The organism is Bradyrhizobium sp. B025 (assembly GCF_042257955.1).
In the GTDB taxonomy this organism is placed as follows: domain Bacteria; phylum Pseudomonadota; class Alphaproteobacteria; order Rhizobiales; family Xanthobacteraceae; genus Bradyrhizobium; species Bradyrhizobium diazoefficiens.
Map to the genome: position 1 here is coordinate 5,081,971 of NZ_CP170150.1, position 18,916 is coordinate 5,100,886.

Here is an 18,916-nt window from a genome sequence, read left to right on the forward strand (position 1 = left end):
CCAGAGTCCCTCCGCGGAAAGATTCTGGATTGCTTCGCTGCGCTCGCAATGACGAGATGGATAGAGCTACCGCTCATCCCCCGTGAACACGAATTTCGGCATCTCCCATTTGTAGCGCACCGCGAGCAGGCGGAAGCTGATGCCGAGGACGAAGGTCAGGATCGTCCAGAGCTCGGCGTTGAGATTGAGACCGAAGGCCGTCGCGTAGAACAGCCCCGTCACCACGGAGACGCTGGCGTAGAGCTCGGAGCGAAACAAGAGCGGCACGTCGTTGCAGAGCACGTCGCGCAACACGCCGCCGGCGCAGCCCGTCACCATGCCCGAGACGATGACGATCGGCAGCGAGACATCCATCTGCCAGGCGATGTCGCAGCCGGTCATGGTGAAGACGACGAGGCCGATGGCATCGAGCACGATGAAGGCGAGCTGAAGCCGGTGCACGAGGCGTGCGAACAGGATGGTCAGCAGCGCGGCAGCGCCAGGGAGCACGAGATAGATCGGGTTCGCGACCCAGGCGAGCGGATAGTGGCCGAGAAACAGGTCGCGCAGCGTACCGCCGCCGAGCGCGGTAATGCTGCCGAGCATGCAGACGCCGACATAGTCCATGCTGCGCCGCCCCGCAGCAAGCGCCGCGGTCATGCCCTGCGCCGTCAAGGCAACAAACGCCAGAAGATGCAGCACGCTATCGCTCGGCGGCAGGCTCCACATCGCTTTGTTCCCTTATTCCCCGTGGAACTTACGTCCGCTGTTCCAGGATGAACAAGGGGTCCATCCGGAATGAGCAGGTTCCCGATTCCCGACGCGGGGGCAACATGCGACGAAAGCATCAGAGGGGGCGGAACAGAATCTCGCATCTATGGGTTGTCCAGCCGCCATAATCGAGGAGACCCAATCGATGGCTGACGACCGTTTTCCCAACGATCCGTATCGCCCGAATCTCGCCGATGATGAGTATCTCCGTGCGGCGCGACGGGATGCCGACCTTCAGGTCGACCCCGAGCTGGGCGAAGGCCCCGCCTCCAGCGGCAAGGTCGCACTGTTTGCCGTGGCTGTCGCCCTGGTGCTGGGCGCCGTGTTCTACGGCTTGAACAACACGACCACCGGCAACCAGGCGAGCAACGAGCCGGCGAAGCAGACGGCCCAGCAGGCTCCGCCGGCCAATCCAGCGGCGCCTCCCGGCATGCGCGACGTGACGCCGCGCAACAACACCGCGCCGGGCGTGACCACGGGTGCTGCGCCGAGCAAGCCGGCCGCGCCGGATCCGGCCGCACCGTCTAACGGCGGCAAGTCGCAGTAACTTCGCGAATGTCATCGCGTAATGCACAACTGTCGTCGCCCGGCTCGACCGGGCGATCCAGTACTCCGAGACGGTCGTGGTTCAATAGATAAACTGCGGCGTACTGGATGCCCCGCCCCCGTGCGCAATTGCGCACTAGGCGGGGCATGACACCGAGAGGATGAAAGAGCGGCGGGATCTCACATCCCGCCGCCTTTCGTTTGGCTCTAGCTGAACATCTTGTTGAGCTCGCCGCCGGGATAGCCGCTGCCGAGCTCGGTGAAGGTCCCCTTCTCGGCCATCTCCTTTGCCGCGCGCATGAAGCCGCCCCACGCGGCGCGGGCGAGCGAGCCGCCGACGCTGATCCGGCGCACGCCGAGATCTTCGGCCTCCTGCAAGGACAAGCCGGAACCGCCGATCAAGAGGTTGAACGGCTTCGGTGCGACAGCCTTGACCACCGCGGCGATGTCCTCGCGGCTCTTCAGGCCCGGCGCGTAGAGGCAGTCGGCGCCGGCATCCGCGTAGGCGCTCAGCCGGTCGATGACGAGCTTGAGGTCGGTCACGCCCCACAGATAGGCCTCGCAGCGGCCGACCAGCAGCGTGCCGCTGTCGCCGATCGCCTTGCGCGAGGCCATGATGCGCTCGACCGCGAGCGCGCGATCGTAGAGCGGCCTGTCCTTGTCGCCGGTGGAATCCTCGATCGACAGGCCGGCGACGCCGGTACGCACACAGCGCTCGACATTGTCAGCGACCTTGTCCGGCTCGACCGCAAAGCCGCCCTCGAAATCCGCATTCACGGGAATGTCGACCGCCGAGCTCAATGCTGCCAGATGCTGACAGACGTCCTCGACGGTGACGTGGTTGTCGGCCTTGCCGATGGTCCACGCAAAGCCCGCGCTCGATGACGCAATCGCCTTGAAACCGAGATGCTGCAACGCCTTGGCGCTGCCGACATCGACCGGATTGGGCAGAATGAAGCAGCCGCTCTCGTGCACCTTCCTGAAGGTCGCGCGCTTGTCCGCGGTCGTCACGTGCATGTTTCTCTCCCTTGTTGGCCGCGCAGACATAGGCACGCATTCAGGGCAGCGCCAGTGCGCGCCCGGCAGCGCCAGTGCGCGCCCGAACGCGCTAGTGCGCATCGTGCACGGCGCGACTGTCCTTCGGCGCCTCGTCGCGATCGTTCATGCCGTAGTCCCTGATGACGCTGGCGATGCGCAGATGATAGTCGGCAAAGATCTGTGCCCTGCCCTTGGCCTGGGTGCGCCGGTGCTCCATCGTGTTACGCCAGGCCTGCACGGCTGCCTCATCCCGCCAGAACGACACCGACAGGATCTTGCCTTTCTCGGTCAGGCTCTCGAAACGCTCGACCGAGATGAAGCCGTCGATGGTTTGCAGGATCGGCTTCAGATCGGCTGCAAGGTCGAAATAGGTCTGGCGATGCTCGGGCTTGGGCCAGACCTCGAAGATCACGGCGATCATGGGCGTCTCCTGCTGACGGTGTCGTGGCCTACAATACCACCTTGCGCAGGAAGGTGCGCTCTTCCGCGAGGATGAACTTGTGTTCCTCGGCGAAATGAAAGTTCGCCATGCCTTCCGCATCCTGGCGCAGCCGGGCGCGGTAGGCCTCGTAGGCGGCCAGGCTCTCGAAGGTGATCAGTGCGAAGGCGATGTTGTTGGTACCCTCGTGCGGCATGAAATAGCCGATCAGGTCGCCGCCGCATTTCGGAATGATAGTGAGCCAGCGCTTCGAGTATTCCTCGAACTGCGCGCGCTTGAACGGATCGAGCTGGTAGCGGATGAAGACGGTGACGGACATGTAAGGCTCCTGTGTTTCCACCTCGTCATTGCGAGCGCAGCGAAGCAATCCAGGAATCTCTCCGCGGAGACAGCCTGGATTGCTTCGTCGCCAGTGCAAAATCGCTTCGCAATTTTGTCACGGGCTCCTCGCAATGACGACTTGGTGAGAGCCTACGCGCTTGCCCGACCGCAATGCTTCGGCTACCATCGAAGCATGAAATCAGGACCCGACATCGCCATGGTCGCTTCGCTGGTCGGCGACCCCGCCCGCGCCAACATGCTCACGGCGCTGATGAACGGACGCGCGCTGACCGCGAGCGAGCTCGCGCAGGAGGCCGGCATCACGCCGCAGACGGCGAGCTCGCACCTTTCGAAGCTCGAGGCCGGCGGGCTGGTCGAGCCGGAGAAGCAGGGCCGGCATCGCTACTACCGCCTCACCGACGACGACGTTGCCGGCGTGCTCGAAGGGCTTGCGGGCCTCGCCGCGCGCACCGGCCACATGCGCGTGCGCACGGGACCGAAGGATCCGGCGCTGCGGCGCGCGCGCATCTGCTACGATCATCTCGCCGGCGATCTCGGCGTGCAGATGCTCGACACCATGCGCGAGCGAAACCTGGTCAGGCAGAAGAAACAGGACATCGAGCTGACCGCCGAGGGCGAACGCTTTCTCGCCAAACATTTGCAGATCTCGCCCGGCATGCTCGCCCATCCGCGCCGGCCGGTGTGCAAGGCCTGCCTGGACTGGAGCGAGCGGCGCCACCATCTCGCCGGCACGCTCGGCGCCACCATGATGCAGCGCTTCACCGAGCTGAAATGGGCCGCGCGCGACGCCACGCCGGGCAGCCGCGTGGTGAATTTCACCCGCACCGGCGAGAAACAGTTTGCCGCGCTGTTCGGGAATGGGAAGGACTGATCACGCCGGAAGCGTGACGGCACACAATCGCGTGTTAGCTCTCACTCTCGTCATGGCCGGGCTTGACCCGGCTGTTCACAGGTTTACTGGCACCGTCATTCCGGGATGGTCCGAAGGACCAGACCCGGAATCTCGAGATTCCGGGGTCGCGTCTTCGACGCGCCCCAGAATGACATTCTGCAAAAGCCAGAGAGCCCAATGATCCGCTTCCTCCCGGCCGCGCTTGCCGCCGCCCTCCTCGCCGCCCCTCTTGCCGCATACGCCGCCGACACCACACCACGCGAGCCTTACGGCATCGCGCTCGAAGGCTTCGCCTATCCCTATCCCGTGCACCTGCTGCCTGTCGTCAACGATGGCGAGCAGCTCAGCATGGCCTATATGGACGTGGCGCCTCAGCAGCCGAACGGCCGCACCGTGGTGCTGCTGCACGGGCGCAATTTCCCGTCGAGCTACTGGGCGCCCGTCATCAAGATGCTCAGCGAGGCCGGCTATCGCGTCGTGGTTCCGGACCAGATCGGCTTCGGCAAATCCTCCAAGCCGCAAGGCGAGCTGCATTTCGACACGTTGGCGCGCAACACCATCGCGCTGCTCGATCACCTCAAGATCGACAAGGCCGAGGTTGTCGCGCATTCGCTCGGCGGCATGCTGGGCGTGCGCATCGCCCGCGCTTATCCCGACAGGGTCGCCCACCTCGTGCTGACCGCGCCCATCGGGCTGGAGGACTACCGCCTCTACGTGCCGCCGACGCCGACCGAGAAGATGATCGAGAGCGAAGACAAGCTGACGGCCGAGGGCTATCGCAAGCAGCTCCAGACCAATTACGCGATCAAGCTGCCGCCGGATGCAATCACGCCGTTCATCGACGCCCGCTTCAACATCAAGGGCAGCCCCGACTATCCGCGCTGGCTGCGCGCCTTCGTGAGCTCCGGGCAGATGATCTATCGCGAGCCGGTCGCGCACGAGGTCGCGCTGATCACCGAGCCGACGCTGTTCATCATGGGCGCCGACGACCACAACGCACCGGGCCGGCCGAACGCACCGGAAGCGCTGCGCGCGAAGATGGGGCAGAACGCCGAGCTCGCGAAGGCGTTTGCTGCGAAGATGCCGAATGCGCGGGCCGAGGTGATCCCCGACACCGGCCATCTCGTCTTCCTGGAAGCGCCGGAGAAGTACCGGGAGCTGGTGCTCGGCTTTCTCGGCCGGTAGAGCGTTTTCGAGCGAAATGGATACCGGTTCGCGTAGCGTCAAAACAAAGAACCTGGAGGCCCGTTTCGATTCCATCGGAACGGGCCGCTGGCGCCATTGCTGTCGCCCGAAGCCGTATGCGGACAACGTTCATGCCGCATTCAGGTCATGATTGGCAGGTTTGGATCGCGACGTGTCGGCACGTTTCTACCCAGATTTAACGTGTCGAATCGTGTCTTTTGATTCATTGTGCGCCGCAAGCGCGCTGCCCAAACATTCTGTCCCGAGGACGAGAAGGAAGTTCAAATGAAATATCTCTTCGCCGCCGTCATGCTCGCCAGCGCGGTCGTCGGTTTCAGCGAAGCGGCCAGCGCCGCCGGCGGTTGCGGCCCCGGCTGGTATCGCGGCCCCTATGGCGGCTGCCGTCCGATGGCCGGGCGCCCGCCGGTTGTCGTCGTGGCGCCCCGCCCCGCGCCGGTCGTAGTCGTGCGTCCGCGCGTGTGCCCCTATGGCTTCCGCTGGTACGCCGGCCGTTGCCGGCCGTTCTGATCTCGTCCTTTCGCATCGCGAATGGCCGCGCGGCGACAGCCTGCGCGGCCATTTTCTTTTCAGCGCTCTGCAGCACATCGGCTTGCAGGAGCGCCGAATCAAAACGGGGATCGCGAACCGCGATCCCCGTCCAGGCCTCGACGGCCGGGCGCCTACCAGTGGCGGCGATGCCAGCGCCGGCGACGCCAGCCCCAGTGGCGGTGGCGCCAGCCCCAGTGATGGCCACGACCGTGCCAGTGCACCTGCTCGGGCTTGAGCTGCGCAGCTTCGTCACTGGTGGTGACGGCGGGATGAGCATCCGGATTGCCTTGCGGCATGCGGGGATCACCGAGCGGCTGCGGCGCCAGCGGCGCGGCCTGTGCGGCGGCGGTGAACGCGGCGGCTCCCGCCGCGGCACCGAATGCAAGTTTCAAAAAATTGCGGCGTTCCATGACATCTTCCTCTCAGGCACGCGTTGATGATGCCGAGCAAGTGTCGGGCCTGCGATATGAACTGCGGCTGAATCGTCCGTTCAGATTCGTTGCAAAGGCGACAGGAACTACTTCGCAAACTCCTGCGCCAGCACCAGCGTCTCGCGCGTCCGTTTCACGTCGGGCCAGTCGCGGTTGAAATCGGCGACGAGCTTTTTCAGCGCGTCACCTCTAAGCATCGCCGCGAGCTTGGCCTCGTCGTCGAACTGATACATGGCCTGATGCAGGGAGGGATCGTCCAGGCTCCAGAACCGCCAGGCCTTGGCTACGCCGAACGCCGTCACCGCGTCGGGCACGTGCTCGGTCTCGTACCATCTGTCGAAGGCGGCACGCTTGCTGGCGTCGGTGACGATGGCGCGGACGACGAAGAAGGCGGCGGGCATCGGGGTTTCCTCCTGTTGTTTTGGGGCGAGACTAACCGCTCAAGTCGCCGGCGACAAAAAGAATTGACACCGGTGTCGGAACGCACGTCCCTCGCCCGTCCTATGCCTTGAGCAGCACTGGGAGACACCGCATGGCCGACCTCACCCTCACCACTTTCGACTGGGTTCCCGAGATGCCCAGGGGTTTCGTGCGCGACCTCCGTGTGCGCTGGGCTCTCGAAGAGGCCGCGTTACCGTACCGCGTCGCGAGCGTGCCGTTCGGCCCGCGGGACGCCGCGCATTTCGCGCACCAGCCCTTCGGCCAGGTGCCGTGGCTGACCGACGGCGACCTCTCGATCTTCGAGAGCGGCGCGATCCTGCTGCATCTGGGTGAGCTCAGCCCGGCATTGATGCCCACCGATCCGCGCGGCCGCAGCGACACGGTCGAATGGATGTTCGCGGCGCTCAATTCGGTGGAGATGCCGGCCCTGCCGTGGACGATGTTCAAGTTCACCGGCAGTGACGATGGCTCACCTGCCGTGAAGTTCGTCGACGACTTCCTCAAGCTCCGCCTCAAGCACATGGAGCCGGTGCTCGCCGGCCGCGAATGGCTGGCGGGCTCCTTCTCCGTCGCCGACATCCTGATGTCGGACGTGCTGCGCGTCGTCGATCGCTTCGATGGGTTGGCGGCACATCCGGCTTGCCGCGACTACGTCGCGCGCGCCACGGGCCGCCCGGCCTTCGCCAAGGCCCGCGCCGACCAGATGGCGCATTTTACTGCGGCGGATGAGGCACGCTAACGCAGACGGATTAGCGAAGCGCAATCCGCCAATGTCCGCCTCAACAAGATTGGTGGGTTACGCCCAGCGAACTGCGCTTCGCGCAGTCGCAAGGCTCACCCACCCTACGCGCTCAACCTGTTCCACCCTGGCTTCTAGTTTTGCGAACGCGTAAAGGGGACAAAACGCACGAAAACGACGCCGCGCGTCGTCGTCTTGCCGGGGGCGATTTTTTCGACGACCGTGAGCTGCTGTGTGCCGTAACCGGGGCCCACCGGCATGACGAGTCGGCCACCTACTTTAAGCTGCTCGATCAGCGGCGGCGGTGGCTCCCCGAGCGCGGCAGTCACGACGACTGCGTCAAAAGGACCACATTCGGGCCAGCCATCGTAGCCATCGCCAAGCCTGACGCTCACGTTGTCATACGCGAGGTCCCTTAGTGTTTTCGCGGCGGTCTCGGCCAATTGCGGGATGATCTCGATGCTGCAGACCTTTCGCGCGAGCTGCGCGAGGATGGCGGCCTGGTAGCCCGAACCGGTACCGACTTCGAGCACAACGTGATCGGGCGCGACCTCGGCCAACTGGGTCATCAAGGCCACAATGTACGGCTGCGATATGGTCTGGCCGAGGCCGATTGGTATCGGTCTATCGGCGTATGCGATAGAGCAAGATTGCTCAGGGATGAACAGGTGGCGTTTCGTTTGCGCCATGGCCTCAAGGACCTTCTCCGACAGGCCTTGCTGTCCCAAAACACCGGCAGCGGACCGGGCGTAGGCCCGGATGGCCTCGACCATGGCGGCGCGTTCGCGGACGCATTGTGCGTCCTGTGCGGTCGCTTCCCACGCGACGACACCCATGGCGACCACGAGCAGTGGCAAGACCTTCATGATCGTGCGCTCTCCAAGAGGGACACAATTCACGTCGACCGTTTGAGCGCTAACCCTGCGCGTAAGATCCGACCTCGCCCCGCATGCGAGGCGAGGTTTGCTTAAGCTCAGGTGCCCTCGAACTTGAACGACACGTTGAGTTTAGCGCGATAGGCCTCTACTTTTCCTTTGGCGTCCAGCTGAATATCGAGCTTGACGACCTCTGCGACACGAAGGTCACGAAGAGATTTTGCAGCCTGCTCGACCGCGTTGGCGGCGGCCTTTTCCCAGGAATCGTTGCTGGTGCCGATCAGTTCTATGACCTTGTAGACGCTCTCAGGCATGTCGTCCTCCCGTTCGGTATGAAGCAGGAAGCAGGTGCTCCCTGCCACAGTCGAGCCTAGCACGATATCGGCGTGAAAGGACGCCACGATCGCAGGGCGCACCAAGGTCCATCGAGACCAGGCTTTGGCTCGGTCCTCCCAGTCCTCCCAAGATCCAGCGCGCCCGCGACGGCCATTGCCCCGACGACGGCAATCAGAATGCCTGGCAGCCGCTTGTTGCTCTCGAGCAGAAGGATCACCGTCAGCGTGCCGAGCCCGAGCCCAAGGGCTACCCAGCTTGTCTTTCCTTCGGTGATTGCACCGGCGATCGCCCACAGGCTCCGCAGAGGTCCTCGCTAAAGCCGAACAGCTTTGGCAGTTGACTGATCAATACGGTCAATGCAATTCCGTTCATGTAACCGTGGCGTATGGGCTTTGGAGAGAAGTTCGGTTACAAAGCCCAGGCGTAGAATGCCTGCCAGAATACATGCCGTGCCGGAAACGATTGCCATCATGCCGGCCAAGGTTATGGCGCGCATGGGATCGCCACCCGACAATGGACCGACAACCCCCACGATACAATGGCTGCCAGAGCCGAGTCTGGTCCCAGGACGAGGATGCGGCTTGGACCGAACAGCGCGTAAGCGAGGAGCGCTGTGATCGTTGCGTATGGACCCTGGATACCGGGCAAGCCCGACGCCTCCGCATAGGCAATGCCAACCGGGACCAGCATTGTCGCCAATACGAATCCAGCGAAGATATCGTGCGAATGCCACTTCCCTTGATATCGACGAAGGGTGGCAAGACCTGGTAACCAGCGGGTCCAATGATCCATTGCCCCTCCCAACCCGGTCGGACTCGGCTCATTGAGCCCGCGCCGCAACAACGTCGCGGTAGCCCGTTAGCCCGTATTCCTGACCGCTTCAGCTAGCATGGCGTAAAGCTGGTGCTTGCTGAATTCCTTGGGCTGCTTGTTTGTTGTCTTCCGCGACACCTTCTTGGCTGCCGGTTGGGCACAGGCAACCAACAACGCCGGCTCTCGCTTCCGGACCGACCTTATCTTGGGTTTTGCTGTTGGCGGCTTGTGGCCACGCGTCAGGCCCAAGCGAGTTAGCCTGCCGCAGACAGCGTTACGGCTACACCCGAGACGGCGCGCGATCTGCGCGGCACTCTGTCCTTGGACCCAGAGTTTTTTGAGCAGCGCTACGTCTTTCGCATCCCAACTCATGGGAGATATTGTACGCCAACTGCCATCCACTTTTCTAGTCTTCGTCCGGCTCGCGTACGACCGCCGGTTCGTCGTCGTCCCCCTCCTCTTCTCCCTCCTCGTCCTCGTCCTCTTCATCGTCATCAGGATCCCGGGGCGGCATCTTGCTGCCCTTGATCACAAAGCGACTCCAATCCATCAAGCCGGTGGGAAATTCTTCGGGGATGTTTTGCTTCATGGTGTTGCTCCTCGGGTCTGGAGCTTGAGAGCGCCGGCGATTAATGTGCCGGGCATCTTGCGGTTGTGGGTTCGACGGTCTTGTCGATGCAGGCCCGCCGCTTCGGCTGCATCCAGCCACTACAGCTTGTAGCCGATCTTTCGCAGCAGGTCTTTCCGCCACGCAATGTCCTCGTCGGTTTCGACACCCAGCGGTGAGGCGCCATCCACCACCCCGAGCACGCCGCAGCCCTGCTCCGTTTGCGCGACGATCACTTGTGTGGGGTTGGCCGTCGCGCAGTAGATGCGGCAGACCTCCGGCGCCGCACGCACCGCAGCCAGCACGTTGACTGGAAAGAATCCGTCGCCCAGGAAGATCAGGAATGTATGGCCGGCGCCGATGGCCATTGCGTTGTCGCGTGCAAGCGCGATCGCGGCTTCGTCGTTCCCCGACCAGCGCACCAGCCGCTTGCCGGAGGCCTCGCAGAAGGCCAGCCCGAAGCGGATGCCCGGAACTGCGCCCACCAGCGCCTCATGGAGGTCTTCCACAGTCTTGATGAAATGCGACTGGCCGAAGATGAAGTTGGTTGCGTCCGGCTTGACGATCGGCACCACGGTGAGTTCCATGGCTGCACTCCTTCAAGGTCCCAACGCTGTTCATGGTAGGCCACCAGAAGGCAATTGCAAGCGGCCAGAGACAGCCGATTTCGCGCCGGAAGCCACTGGCAGCGAAGCAAAGGGACGGGCGAAGCTGGGGCAGTGAACAAAGGTGCCGAACGGCCGGCGCGTCACACCAGCTTCATCGGCGCATCGGCAACCACGCGCAGGTCGATCCTGCCGATCAGCCGAGATCGAAGCGCCTCCGCATCACCGATCGCGCTCTCCGTCTGCCGCAACGTGCTGACATTCGAGCCAAGTGACACGATCCCGCCCAGCACCAGAGCGATCGATCCGAGCGCGGCGGTCTGACCTGTCCCAAACAGGCCGAGGATCGCGACCAACAGCAGCGCGCCCCCGCCGCCGATGGCGATCTTGGACGCGAGAATGTACTTCCGGCACCGCTCGGCAATCTCGGCGAGCCGCTCGATCCGATCTTCGATCTGTGAAATTTCGTCGGTCGGATCGTGTTCGGTCATCGGATCTTGATCGAGGATGCCAAATCAGAAGCGTAGCCAGTAGCCCGCATGAGCGAAGCGACATGCGGGACCCTGAGCAAGAACCCGGATGTCGCTGCGCTCATCCGGGCTACGTTTCCTCACAACGGCAAATTGTCGTGCTTCTTCGCCGGCATTTCCACCTTCTTGTCCTTCAGCATCGCCAGCGCCCGCGCGATGCGCTTGCGGGTCGAGTGCGGCATGATGACGTCGTCGATGTAGCCGCGCTCGGCGGCGATGAAGGGGGACAGGAAGCGGTCTTCGTATTCCTTCGTTCGCGCCGCGATCTTGTCGGGGTCGCCGATATCGCCGCGGAAGATGATCTCGACCGCGCCCTTGGCGCCCATTACGGCGATCTGGGCAGTCGGCCAGGCGTAGTTCATGTCGGCGCCGATTTCCTTGGAGGCCATGACGTCGAAGGCGCCGCCATAGGCCTTGCGGGTGATGATGGTGACGAGCGGCACGGTGCACTGCGAATAGGCGAACAGGAGCTTGGCGCCATGCTTGATCAGGCCGCCATATTCCTGCGCGGTGCCCGGCAGGAAGCCCGGCACGTCGACGAAGGTGACGATCGGGATGTTGAAGGCATCACAGAAGCGGACGAAGCGCGCGGCCTTGCGCGAGGCGTCGCTGTCGAGCACGCCCGCCAGCACCATCGGCTGGTTGGCGACGAAGCCGACGGTGCGGCCGGCGATGCGGCCGAAGCCGGTGACGATGTTCTTCGCAAAGCTCTCCGCGATCTCGAAGAAGTCGCCCTCGTCCACGACCTTCAGGATCAGCTCCTTCATGTCGTAGGGCTTGTTCGGATTGTCGGGGATCAGCGTGTCCAAGGACATGTCCACGCGGCCGATGTCGTCGAAGCTCGGCCATTCCGGCACGCCGTCGGTGTTGTTGGACGGCAGGAAGTCGATCAGGCGCCGCATCTGCAGAAGCGTCTCGACGTCGTTCTCGAAGGCGCCGTCGGCGATCGAGGAGCGCGTGGCGTGCACCGAGGCGCCGCCGAGCTCCTCGGCGGTGACGACTTCGTTGGTGACGGTCTTCACGACGTCGGGGCCCGTGACGAACATGTAGCTGGTGTTCTTCACCATGAAGATGAAGTCGGTCATGGCGGGCGAATAGACGTCGCCGCCGGCGCAGGGACCCATGATGACGGAGATCTGCGGGATCACGCCGGAGGCCAGCACGTTGCGGCGGAACACGTAGGAATAGCCGGCGAGCGCGGCGACGCCTTCCTGGATGCGGGCACCGCCCGCGTCGTAGAGGCCGATGATGGGCGCCCGCGCCTTCATCGCCATGTCCTGGAGTTTCGTAATTTTCAGCGCATGGGTTTCAGAGAGCGACCCGCCGAACACCGTAAAATCCTTGGCAAAGACAAACGTCTTGCGGCCATTGACGGTGCCCCAGCCGGTGACGACGCCGTCGCCGGGCACCTTGGTCTTCTCCATGCCGAACTCGGTGGAGCGGTGCTCGACGAACATGTCGAACTCCTCGAACGATCCCTTGTCGAGCAGGAGCTCGATGCGCTCGCGCGCGGTCAGCTTGCCGCGGGCGTGCTGCGCCTCGATGCGCTTCTCCCCGCCGCCGAGCTTTGCGCCGGCACGACGATCTTCAAGGGCGTCCAGGATATGTTTCATTTGCTCCCGCCAGTTCTTAGCCTAAATGCGATTGCCGGGGGTTCTAACACGGCATTTTGCGGGCCGGGAAGCGGCTTTCGGGCCCGCAGGGCTGCCTTGCCGCGGCGGGAAAGCGCAAGGAATTACAGAGTTTTGCCTGGGAGGCGACGATGGACCAAGGAACGGCCGAGACCGGCACTGTGACGGGCGGTGTCAACATCCTGCTGCGGCTGGAGGGCCTGACGCTGTTTGCAGGCATGGTGGTGCTCTACTGGGCCTGGGACGGCTCCTGGCTCGTCTTTGCCCTGCTCTTTTTCGTCCCCGATCTGAGCTTCCTGGCATACCTCTCGGGCGCCAGGTTCGGCGCGCTGGTCTACAACGCCGCCCACAGCTACATGGCGCCGGTGGCGCTGCTGACGCTGGGCTTCGGCCTCGCCTCGCCGCTCACCTTGTCCATCGCCTTGATCTGGCTGGCCCATATCGGCATAGACCGGGCGCTGGGCTATGGCCTGAAATATTCAGCCGGGTTCGGCTTTACCCATCTCGGGCGGATTGGCCGGCAGAAGGACGCCTGATCCCGCGCGCGACTTGGCGGCGGGAGGGTCGATTTTGTCCGTGCTGGTCGGTTGACCCGGCGCGGCGATTCAGGCTTGCTCCAGGCTTACGATCAGGCGCCGAATGTTGCGTGAGCCCAGTCGGTACGGCGGCGGTCCTCACGTCTGACTGCAAGCATCACCTCATGTCCGCGACGGTCGTCCCCCTGCCGCCGAACTCGTCGTCCGAAACCGTCGACTTCCTGCGGCGCATGGCCAGCATGGTGTCAGGGCGGAACGGCGAGATGCTGCTGCGTGCCGCAAGCCTGATCGAGTCCCTGACGCAGCGGGCGATGTCAGCCGAGCGGCTCTATCATCAGCAGCATGAAGAGAACAGACGCCATGTCGAGCTGCGCGAAGCCGCCGAGCTTGCCTCCGACGCCATGGTCAGCCAGATCGAGGCGCTGCGGGCGCAGTTGACCGAGGTGACGGCGGCTGCGGCGGCCGAGCGTGCGGCGTTCGATGCCGAGCGCGGCAAGCTGCTCGGCCTGATGCAGGACGCGGAAAGCCACATCGGGAAGCTCAGCACCGAGCTGGAGACGCTGCGCGCCTCCGTCGACAGCTTCAACGAGACCGCGGTCTCCGTGCCGATCGAGGTGCTGCGGCTGGCGCGGACGCAGTTCGACTATCTCTCCAGCGGCTTTGCCAGAAGCGGCGACGTGATCTCGCAGGCCATGAGCGAGATCGGCGGCTTTGCCATCGACCAGGCGCTGACGACCAACAAGACGGCCGAAAAGGCCTGAGGCCGCCGCGCGCCAAATTGACAGCGCGCGGGCCTGTTGTTCTACTACAAAAAAAATCAGGGAGAATCCGATGCCGAGGGCATTCCGCGCCGCTGCCGCGCTCATCGCGCTTTGCGTCTCAGCCGCGTTCGCCAACGCGCAATCCCTTCCCAGGGAAGTCGCCACCCGCGCCGAGATCTACCCGATCCCCTCGCTCACCCTCTCCGACCAGCAATTTTTGAGCGGCGATGCGGCCGCCGGCAAGGCGGTGACGGTTGCCGGCGAATTCCGCGTTGCGCAGGGCACCGGCAAGCTCCCGGTCGTGGTGCTGATGCACGGCTCCAGCGGCGTCGGCGCCACCACGGAAGCCTGGGTCCACGCCTTCAACGCCATGGGCATCTCGACCTTCGTGATCGACGGCTTTACCGGCCGCGGACTGACGGTGGTCGGACCGAACCAGGCCCTGCTCGGCCGGCTCAACCTGATCGTCGACATCTACCGCTCGCTCGAGATTCTGGCGAAGCATCCCCGCGTCGACCCCGACCGCATCGTGCTGATGGGCTTTTCGCGCGGCGGACAGGCAACGCTCTATGCGAGCCTCGACCGCTTCAACAAGCTCTGGAACAAGTCCGGCATCCAGTTCGCCGCCTACATCCCGTTCTATCCGGATTGCTCGACGAGCTACGCCGGCGATACCGAGGTCGCGGCACGCCCGATCCGCATCTTCCACGGCACGCCTGATGACTACAACCCCGTGAAGAGCTGCAAGGCCTTCGTCGAGCGGCTCAGGACCGCCGGGCGCGACGTGGTGCTGACCGAATACCCCGATAGTGCGCACGGCTTCGACAGCGGCCTGCTCGGGGTCGCCACCGTGGCTGTCTCCGCCAACGCGCAGACCGTGCGCAATTGCCAGATCAGGGAAGGCGACGGCGGCGTGCTGATGAACGCCAGCACGCAAGCGCCCTTCACCTACAAGGATTCCTGCGTCGAGCTCAATCCGCATGTCGGCGGCAATCCCGCAACCGCCGTGGAGTCGCGCAAGGCTGTGGAGGAATTTTTGCAGGCGCTGTTCAGGCTGGGCTGAGAGGGTCTGGTCCGCACGCGATACCGTAGGGTGGGCAAAGCGAAGCGTGCCCACCAACTACAGGTGACCGTATCGAGAGATGGTGGGCACGGCGCTACGCGCCTTTGCCCACCCTACGGCATCGCTGCGCTCGCAATGCAGATCAGCGCGGTTGCGCTCAGACGGCGCCGATCTCGGCAAGGCAGGCTTGCGTCACCGGCATGCGCTCGCCGACGAGGCGCGGCTCGGTGCAATCCATGTTGAGCGCAAACACGGTGTGCGCCTCGCCCTTCTCGGCCCAGCCGACCATCCAGCCCAGCGACGGCTCGCCGCGCTCGGCGCCCAAGAGGCCGGACTTGGCGCGGATGACGCTATCGCCGACCTTGGTCACCGGCAGGATATCAGCGACGAGATCCTGGCTGCGTTTGGAGATCGGCAGCGCGCGGCGCCGCAGCCGGTCGACGAAATCGATCTGCTCGACCGGATCGATGCGCAAATTTCCGGTGAGCCAGAACTGGTCGATGCCGCCGCCGATGTCGCGATTGCCGTAGTCGAGCAGGTCGACGTATTTCTGCATGCGCTCCTGCCCGATGCGGCGCGCGATCTCCTGATAGACCGGCACCGCACTGACCGCGATGGCACTGCGCAGCGTGTGATCCTTGTTCCACGCTTCGATTCCGCGCTTCACGCCGTCCCAGGGGAACACGTCCTTGTCAGGATCGGCAACCACGCCGGTCTCCAGCGCAATCAGCGAGTTCGGGATCTTGAAGGTCGAGGCCGGCAGCTTCCCCTCGCCCGAGCGCTCCTTGTCGCTGGCGACGATCAGATAGTCCTCGACCTTGTAGCCGACGAAGGTGCCTGATGTGCCGAGATCGGTGAAGCGTTTTGCCAGGCTGTCGCGGATCTCATTGCGCGGCGGCGCGACATGGGCGAACGCGCGCGACGGCAGGATCGCGGCGGCAGTGAGAAGGCCGAGGGTGGAACGGCGGGTGAGCAAGGGCGATGTCCGTTGAACTGAGAAATGCCACGCGACCATGCAGCCGCTATCGTGGTGAAACGATGACAGCGCGTCAGCGCCCCCGGCCCGACAGCCGCAGCACGAACACCAGCACTTCGGCGACGGCCTTGTAGAGATCCGGAGGGATCTCCTCGCCGAGCTCGACCTTGGACAACGCGCCGGCCAGGATCTCGTTCTCCTCGATGGGGATGTCGTTGGCCTTGGCGATCTCGACGATTTTTTCGCCGATCGTGCCCTTGCCCTTGGCGACGACCACAGGCGCGCCAGAGCCCTTCTCGTAATGCAGCGCAATCGCGAGCTTGGACGGATCACTCATGTGGCGCGGTCCAGGAAGTGGCCGGCGCGGGCCGGTGCCGGCTGCGGCGGCGTGCCGTCGCGCACCACGATGTCGCCGGGCTTGAGCTCGGCCCTGGTCATCGCCTGGCTGAGCTCACCGATTCCGGCGCGGAGCTGTTGCGCGGTCGCCGGCCGCTCCGCCCACATTCGCACGAAGGTCTTGTCGCCGTTCAGCGTGATCAGCGCATGCACCGGGCCGGCCGGCTCGACATTGAGCGTGAAGCGCGCGCGCCAGGCGCGCTTGGTTGGATCGGTGGATTCGTTACCGCCGTCGCGCGAGATCTCGAACTGCGCCATGGCGGTGCCCTGCGGCGTCGCAAAGGGAATCTCGAAATTCCACTGCGGCACGGCCGGATCGACGCGATGGCCGGAGGCATCGGTGCGATCGGGGAGCGAGGCGACCTGGAGCAACGTCTGCCGCGCGATCGCGGCATTGGTGTCGTCGAGCAGGCGGTGCACGGTCGCGGCCAGCGGCGTATCCGGCGCGAGCGACGGCGAGGCGATGGACTGCGGCGACGGCAGCGCGCCGCGGAACGGCGGTGGCGTCCCGCGCGCGGCGGCCTCGAAGATGTGGCCATCGGGCACCGCCTTGTTCGAGCCCGGCACGTTGCCGATCATGCGCGGCAGGTTTTGCGTGACCTCCTGCAGGAGGCTCGCGGCAAGGCCTGCGGACATGGTTCGCGGGCCCGCCGTCTGCGGCGCCTTGCCCGGCATGTCGGCCAGCACGGCGGCTGCGAGCGCAGCGCCGCGCGGCAGTTGCGTCGGCTGGGCGATCTCCGTATCGGGCGACGGGGATGCCGCTTGCGCGGCCGCGCCCGCCGCCTGAAGTGCGGATGCTGCGGTCTGCGGTGTGGTCGTGACGCTTGTCGGCGGCGCGGCGGCTTGCGCCGGTGCCTGCGGCACGCCGGTCTCGCGCGCGCCTGAGGTCGCGGCCAGCGTCTGGCGCAGCACCAGCAGCGCCGCCTTCAGGTCCGGCACGGCGCCTGGCGACGGCGTCGCGCCCGCGGCCAGTGAAGCCTCGAGAAACAGGCCGGACTTCTGGAAGGCGGATTCGATGTCGCCGCCATCGAGCTGAGTATTGAGCGGCGTCTGCTGCGCCAGCACGTCGAGCACCGCCTGCTTCAATCCCGCCGGCAGATCGCTGCCGGCCACGACGGAGGCGAGATTGGCGAACAGCGGCGCCTGGCTGCCCTGCTTGCTCGCGGCCTCCGCCGAAGCCATTGTGACAGCAACCTGCTCCGATGGCGTCAAGGTGTTGCGGGCGGCGCTTGCGGACGGCGCGAGCGGCGGGCTCTCTACCAGCGAAGCCGCGGCCGGCGTCAGCGTGACCTGGTCGGCCGCCGCCTCGCCTGCGCCGTTGACGACGGCGAGCCGGATCGTGCCGTCGTTCTGCGATACCGCGAGCTGAAGATTTTGTCCAGGCGACAGCGCGACTTCCGACATCACGTCGAGGGAGAGGTTTGCGATCGCGATCCGCACCAGATTGTCGGCGAGCACGCTGACCACTCTGGCGTCGACGACGCTGCCGGCCTGAAGCACGAGATCGGGCGTCGCCGCATCAGCCACGGGGCTGGCAGCACTGACGGGAACGATCGAGCTTATCGGCGTCGGCATCTCGGGGGGCCCAGGGAACGCTGGTCCCACCCTAAGGCCGCCCTCGTAAACCTCTCGTTAAGGACCTTTGACCGCAGATACCTTCACCGCGTCTAGAACCGCCACGGCAGCCTCGAAATCCTGCGCGCGGGCGGCCCGGCGTGCCGCAGCTTCCTCGTCCACGCCCCATTGGTCGATGTTCCAGTCCTCGTCGACATGGGCGGCGACCCAGACCTGGTCGGCCCCGCGCACGCCATGGGCCAGGGCCAGCGCCAGCAGCGCCGAGCCGGTCAGGGTCGTCACCACATGGAGCGCCGCGACCGACCAGGCATCCCCGGGCAGTGCCGCGCGAGCGGCCCGAATGGCCTCGTCCGGCTGCTTCACATGCATGATGCCCTCGGACAGGATGAAGTGCGCGCCCAGCGTCTCCGCGGCCCAGAACAGCACGGGATCCCAATGCGTGGCCTCGCGGGCCACGAGCGCCTCGGGATGGCCGGCGCGATAGAACAGCAGGTCGGACTCGAAATATTTCGCAAGGTCGTCGCTGACGAGCTCGACGCGGTCGACTACGCCCTCGACCACGCTGTTGGCGATCCGCGTCAGCGGCATGGTCACGGGATCGATCGTCTCGCCCTGGGCCGCCCATTCGGCGGCGACCGCGTCGGCCAGCGCGCGCGAGGGGATCACGACCTGGCGGCCGGACGGCGTGCGGATCGGCCTGCCGTCGAGTGTGATGGCGAAGCCGCCTTCGGCCTCGGCGAAGCCGGCCTCCTTGTAGAAGCGCTTGCGCTGCGGCGTGCGCGCGGACTGGCGGGCCGATTCCCGCGGATCGCGCGGAGGCTGGCCCGCAGCTTCATCGAACAATTCACGCATCTTGGGTT

25 protein-coding genes and 1 pseudogene are annotated in these 18,916 nt (G+C 65.0%); 8 read left to right on the forward strand and 18 right to left on the reverse strand.

Annotation, left to right across the window (positions count from 1 at the left end):
* Positions 1 to 66: 66 nt before the first annotated feature.
* Entirely contained in the window at positions 67 to 708 is a 642-nt protein-coding gene (locus ACE10W_RS23660) for a trimeric intracellular cation channel family protein (protein ID WP_182871943.1), read from the reverse strand.
* Positions 709 to 895: 187 nt separating this feature from the next.
* On the opposite strand from ACE10W_RS23660, the gene ACE10W_RS23665 reads away from it, so the two are divergent.
* Positions 896 to 1,297 carry a hypothetical protein gene (locus ACE10W_RS23665; protein ID WP_060912577.1) on the forward strand — a complete coding sequence of 134 codons (402 nt, stop codon included), beginning with the start codon at positions 896 to 898 and terminating at the stop codon, positions 1,295 to 1,297.
* Positions 1,298 to 1,503: 206 nt separating this feature from the next.
* Here the strand turns inward: ACE10W_RS23665 and ACE10W_RS23670 are convergent, their stop codons facing one another.
* The 3 genes from ACE10W_RS23670 to ACE10W_RS23680 all read right to left on the reverse strand — a co-directional run bounded on the left by ACE10W_RS23670 (position 1,504) and on the right by ACE10W_RS23680 (position 3,092).
* Positions 1,504 to 2,313, reverse strand: a complete 810-nt coding sequence (locus ACE10W_RS23670; RefSeq protein ID WP_060912578.1) for an oxaloacetate decarboxylase — start codon at positions 2,311 to 2,313, stop codon at positions 1,504 to 1,506.
* Positions 2,314 to 2,404: 91 nt separating this feature from the next.
* On the reverse strand, positions 2,405 to 2,755 hold the full coding sequence (locus ACE10W_RS23675) for an antibiotic biosynthesis monooxygenase (RefSeq protein ID WP_011088099.1): 351 nt from the start codon (positions 2,753 to 2,755) through the stop codon (positions 2,405 to 2,407).
* A gap of 28 nt (positions 2,756 to 2,783) precedes the next feature.
* Positions 2,784 to 3,092 carry an NIPSNAP family protein gene (locus ACE10W_RS23680; RefSeq protein WP_018647290.1) on the reverse strand — a complete coding sequence of 103 codons (309 nt, stop codon included), beginning with the start codon at positions 3,090 to 3,092 and terminating at the stop codon, positions 2,784 to 2,786.
* A 195-nt stretch (positions 3,093 to 3,287) separates the two neighbouring features.
* Here ACE10W_RS23680 and ACE10W_RS23685 point away from each other — a divergent pair, with 195 nt between their 5' ends.
* The 3 genes from ACE10W_RS23685 to ACE10W_RS23695 all read left to right on the forward strand — a co-directional run bounded on the left by ACE10W_RS23685 (position 3,288) and on the right by ACE10W_RS23695 (position 5,720).
* Positions 3,288 to 3,986 carry an ArsR family transcriptional regulator gene (locus tag ACE10W_RS23685; RefSeq protein ID WP_161534578.1) on the forward strand — a complete coding sequence of 233 codons (699 nt, stop codon included), beginning with the start codon at positions 3,288 to 3,290 and terminating at the stop codon, positions 3,984 to 3,986.
* A 198-nt stretch (positions 3,987 to 4,184) separates the two neighbouring features.
* On the forward strand, positions 4,185 to 5,192 hold the full coding sequence (locus ACE10W_RS23690) for an alpha/beta fold hydrolase (protein ID WP_182871945.1): 1,008 nt from the start codon (positions 4,185 to 4,187) through the stop codon (positions 5,190 to 5,192).
* Positions 5,193 to 5,477: 285 nt separating this feature from the next.
* Entirely contained in the window at positions 5,478 to 5,720 is a 243-nt protein-coding gene (locus ACE10W_RS23695; RefSeq protein WP_008143062.1) for a GCG_CRPN prefix-to-repeats domain-containing protein, read from the forward strand.
* Positions 5,721 to 5,872: 152 nt separating this feature from the next.
* Here ACE10W_RS23695 and ACE10W_RS23700 read toward each other — a convergent pair whose 3' ends face one another.
* Both ACE10W_RS23700 and ACE10W_RS23705 read right to left on the reverse strand, forming a co-directional pair.
* Positions 5,873 to 6,151, reverse strand: coding sequence for a twin-arginine translocation signal domain-containing protein (locus ACE10W_RS23700; RefSeq protein WP_110116358.1), 279 nt, complete (start codon positions 6,149 to 6,151; stop codon positions 5,873 to 5,875).
* A 107-nt stretch (positions 6,152 to 6,258) separates the two neighbouring features.
* The gene (locus tag ACE10W_RS23705; protein WP_182871946.1) at positions 6,259 to 6,573 is read right to left on the reverse strand and encodes a hypothetical protein; all 315 of its coding nucleotides are present in this window, start codon (positions 6,571 to 6,573) and stop codon (positions 6,259 to 6,261) included.
* Positions 6,574 to 6,704: 131 nt separating this feature from the next.
* Between ACE10W_RS23705 and ACE10W_RS23710 the strand changes: the two genes are divergently transcribed.
* On the forward strand, positions 6,705 to 7,352 hold the full coding sequence (locus ACE10W_RS23710) for a glutathione S-transferase family protein (protein ID WP_182871947.1): 648 nt from the start codon (positions 6,705 to 6,707) through the stop codon (positions 7,350 to 7,352).
* A 134-nt stretch (positions 7,353 to 7,486) separates the two neighbouring features.
* Here the strand turns inward: ACE10W_RS23710 and ACE10W_RS23715 are convergent, their stop codons facing one another.
* From ACE10W_RS23715 to ACE10W_RS23750, 8 genes and pseudogenes are all read right to left on the reverse strand, one after another.
* Positions 7,487 to 8,218: a protein-L-isoaspartate(D-aspartate) O-methyltransferase gene (locus ACE10W_RS23715; RefSeq protein WP_182871948.1), complete on the reverse strand. Its 732-nt coding sequence runs from the start codon at positions 8,216 to 8,218 to the stop codon at positions 7,487 to 7,489.
* Positions 8,219 to 8,325: 107 nt separating this feature from the next.
* Complete coding sequence (locus tag ACE10W_RS23720) at positions 8,326 to 8,541, reverse strand: dodecin family protein (RefSeq protein WP_135178112.1); 216 nt, start codon at positions 8,539 to 8,541, stop codon at positions 8,326 to 8,328.
* A gap of 146 nt (positions 8,542 to 8,687) precedes the next feature.
* Positions 8,688 to 9,355 (reverse strand): annotated as a pseudogene (locus tag ACE10W_RS23725) (SulP family inorganic anion transporter); the annotation flags it as partial.
* Positions 9,356 to 9,421: 66 nt separating this feature from the next.
* A complete protein-coding gene (locus ACE10W_RS23730; protein WP_306421904.1) occupies positions 9,422 to 9,871 on the reverse strand; it encodes a GcrA family cell cycle regulator in 450 nt (149 codons plus the stop codon).
* Positions 9,783 to 9,965: a hypothetical protein gene (locus ACE10W_RS23735; protein WP_028171408.1), complete on the reverse strand. Its 183-nt coding sequence runs from the start codon at positions 9,963 to 9,965 to the stop codon at positions 9,783 to 9,785. Before ACE10W_RS23735 ends, ACE10W_RS23730 begins: the two co-directional genes overlap by 89 nt.
* Before the next feature lie 119 nt (positions 9,966 to 10,084).
* The gene (locus ACE10W_RS23740; protein ID WP_011088110.1) at positions 10,085 to 10,570 is read right to left on the reverse strand and encodes an adenosine-specific kinase; all 486 of its coding nucleotides are present in this window, start codon (positions 10,568 to 10,570) and stop codon (positions 10,085 to 10,087) included.
* A 161-nt stretch (positions 10,571 to 10,731) separates the two neighbouring features.
* On the reverse strand, positions 10,732 to 11,079 hold the full coding sequence (locus ACE10W_RS23745; RefSeq protein ID WP_011088111.1) for a hypothetical protein: 348 nt from the start codon (positions 11,077 to 11,079) through the stop codon (positions 10,732 to 10,734).
* Between the two features lie 119 nt (positions 11,080 to 11,198).
* Entirely contained in the window at positions 11,199 to 12,731 is a 1,533-nt protein-coding gene (locus ACE10W_RS23750; protein ID WP_182871949.1) for an acyl-CoA carboxylase subunit beta, read from the reverse strand.
* 149 nt (positions 12,732 to 12,880) lie between these two features.
* Between ACE10W_RS23750 and ACE10W_RS23755 the strand changes: the two genes are divergently transcribed.
* The 3 genes from ACE10W_RS23755 to ACE10W_RS23765 all read left to right on the forward strand — a co-directional run bounded on the left by ACE10W_RS23755 (position 12,881) and on the right by ACE10W_RS23765 (position 15,109).
* Complete coding sequence (locus ACE10W_RS23755) at positions 12,881 to 13,285, forward strand: DUF4260 domain-containing protein (RefSeq protein ID WP_011088113.1); 405 nt, start codon at positions 12,881 to 12,883, stop codon at positions 13,283 to 13,285.
* 164 nt (positions 13,286 to 13,449) lie between these two features.
* Positions 13,450 to 14,046 carry a hypothetical protein gene (locus ACE10W_RS23760; protein WP_182871950.1) on the forward strand — a complete coding sequence of 199 codons (597 nt, stop codon included), beginning with the start codon at positions 13,450 to 13,452 and terminating at the stop codon, positions 14,044 to 14,046.
* Between the two features lie 70 nt (positions 14,047 to 14,116).
* Positions 14,117 to 15,109, forward strand: coding sequence for a dienelactone hydrolase family protein (locus tag ACE10W_RS23765; protein WP_182871951.1), 993 nt, complete (start codon positions 14,117 to 14,119; stop codon positions 15,107 to 15,109).
* A 157-nt stretch (positions 15,110 to 15,266) separates the two neighbouring features.
* Here ACE10W_RS23765 and blaOXA read toward each other — a convergent pair whose 3' ends face one another.
* The 4 genes from blaOXA to ACE10W_RS23785 all read right to left on the reverse strand — a co-directional run bounded on the left by blaOXA (position 15,267) and on the right by ACE10W_RS23785 (position 18,908).
* Entirely contained in the window at positions 15,267 to 16,085 is an 819-nt protein-coding gene (gene blaOXA / locus ACE10W_RS23770) for a class D beta-lactamase (protein ID WP_182871952.1), read from the reverse strand.
* Positions 16,086 to 16,158: 73 nt separating this feature from the next.
* Positions 16,159 to 16,422, reverse strand: coding sequence for an EscU/YscU/HrcU family type III secretion system export apparatus switch protein (locus ACE10W_RS23775; RefSeq protein WP_011088117.1), 264 nt, complete (start codon positions 16,420 to 16,422; stop codon positions 16,159 to 16,161).
* Positions 16,419 to 18,056, reverse strand: a complete 1,638-nt coding sequence (locus tag ACE10W_RS23780; protein WP_182871953.1) for a flagellar hook-length control protein FliK — start codon at positions 18,054 to 18,056, stop codon at positions 16,419 to 16,421. Before ACE10W_RS23780 ends, ACE10W_RS23775 begins: the two co-directional genes overlap by 4 nt.
* A gap of 57 nt (positions 18,057 to 18,113) precedes the next feature.
* The gene (locus ACE10W_RS23785; protein ID WP_182871954.1) at positions 18,114 to 18,908 is read right to left on the reverse strand and encodes an ATP12 family chaperone protein; all 795 of its coding nucleotides are present in this window, start codon (positions 18,906 to 18,908) and stop codon (positions 18,114 to 18,116) included.
* Positions 18,909 to 18,916: the final 8 nt, after the last annotated feature.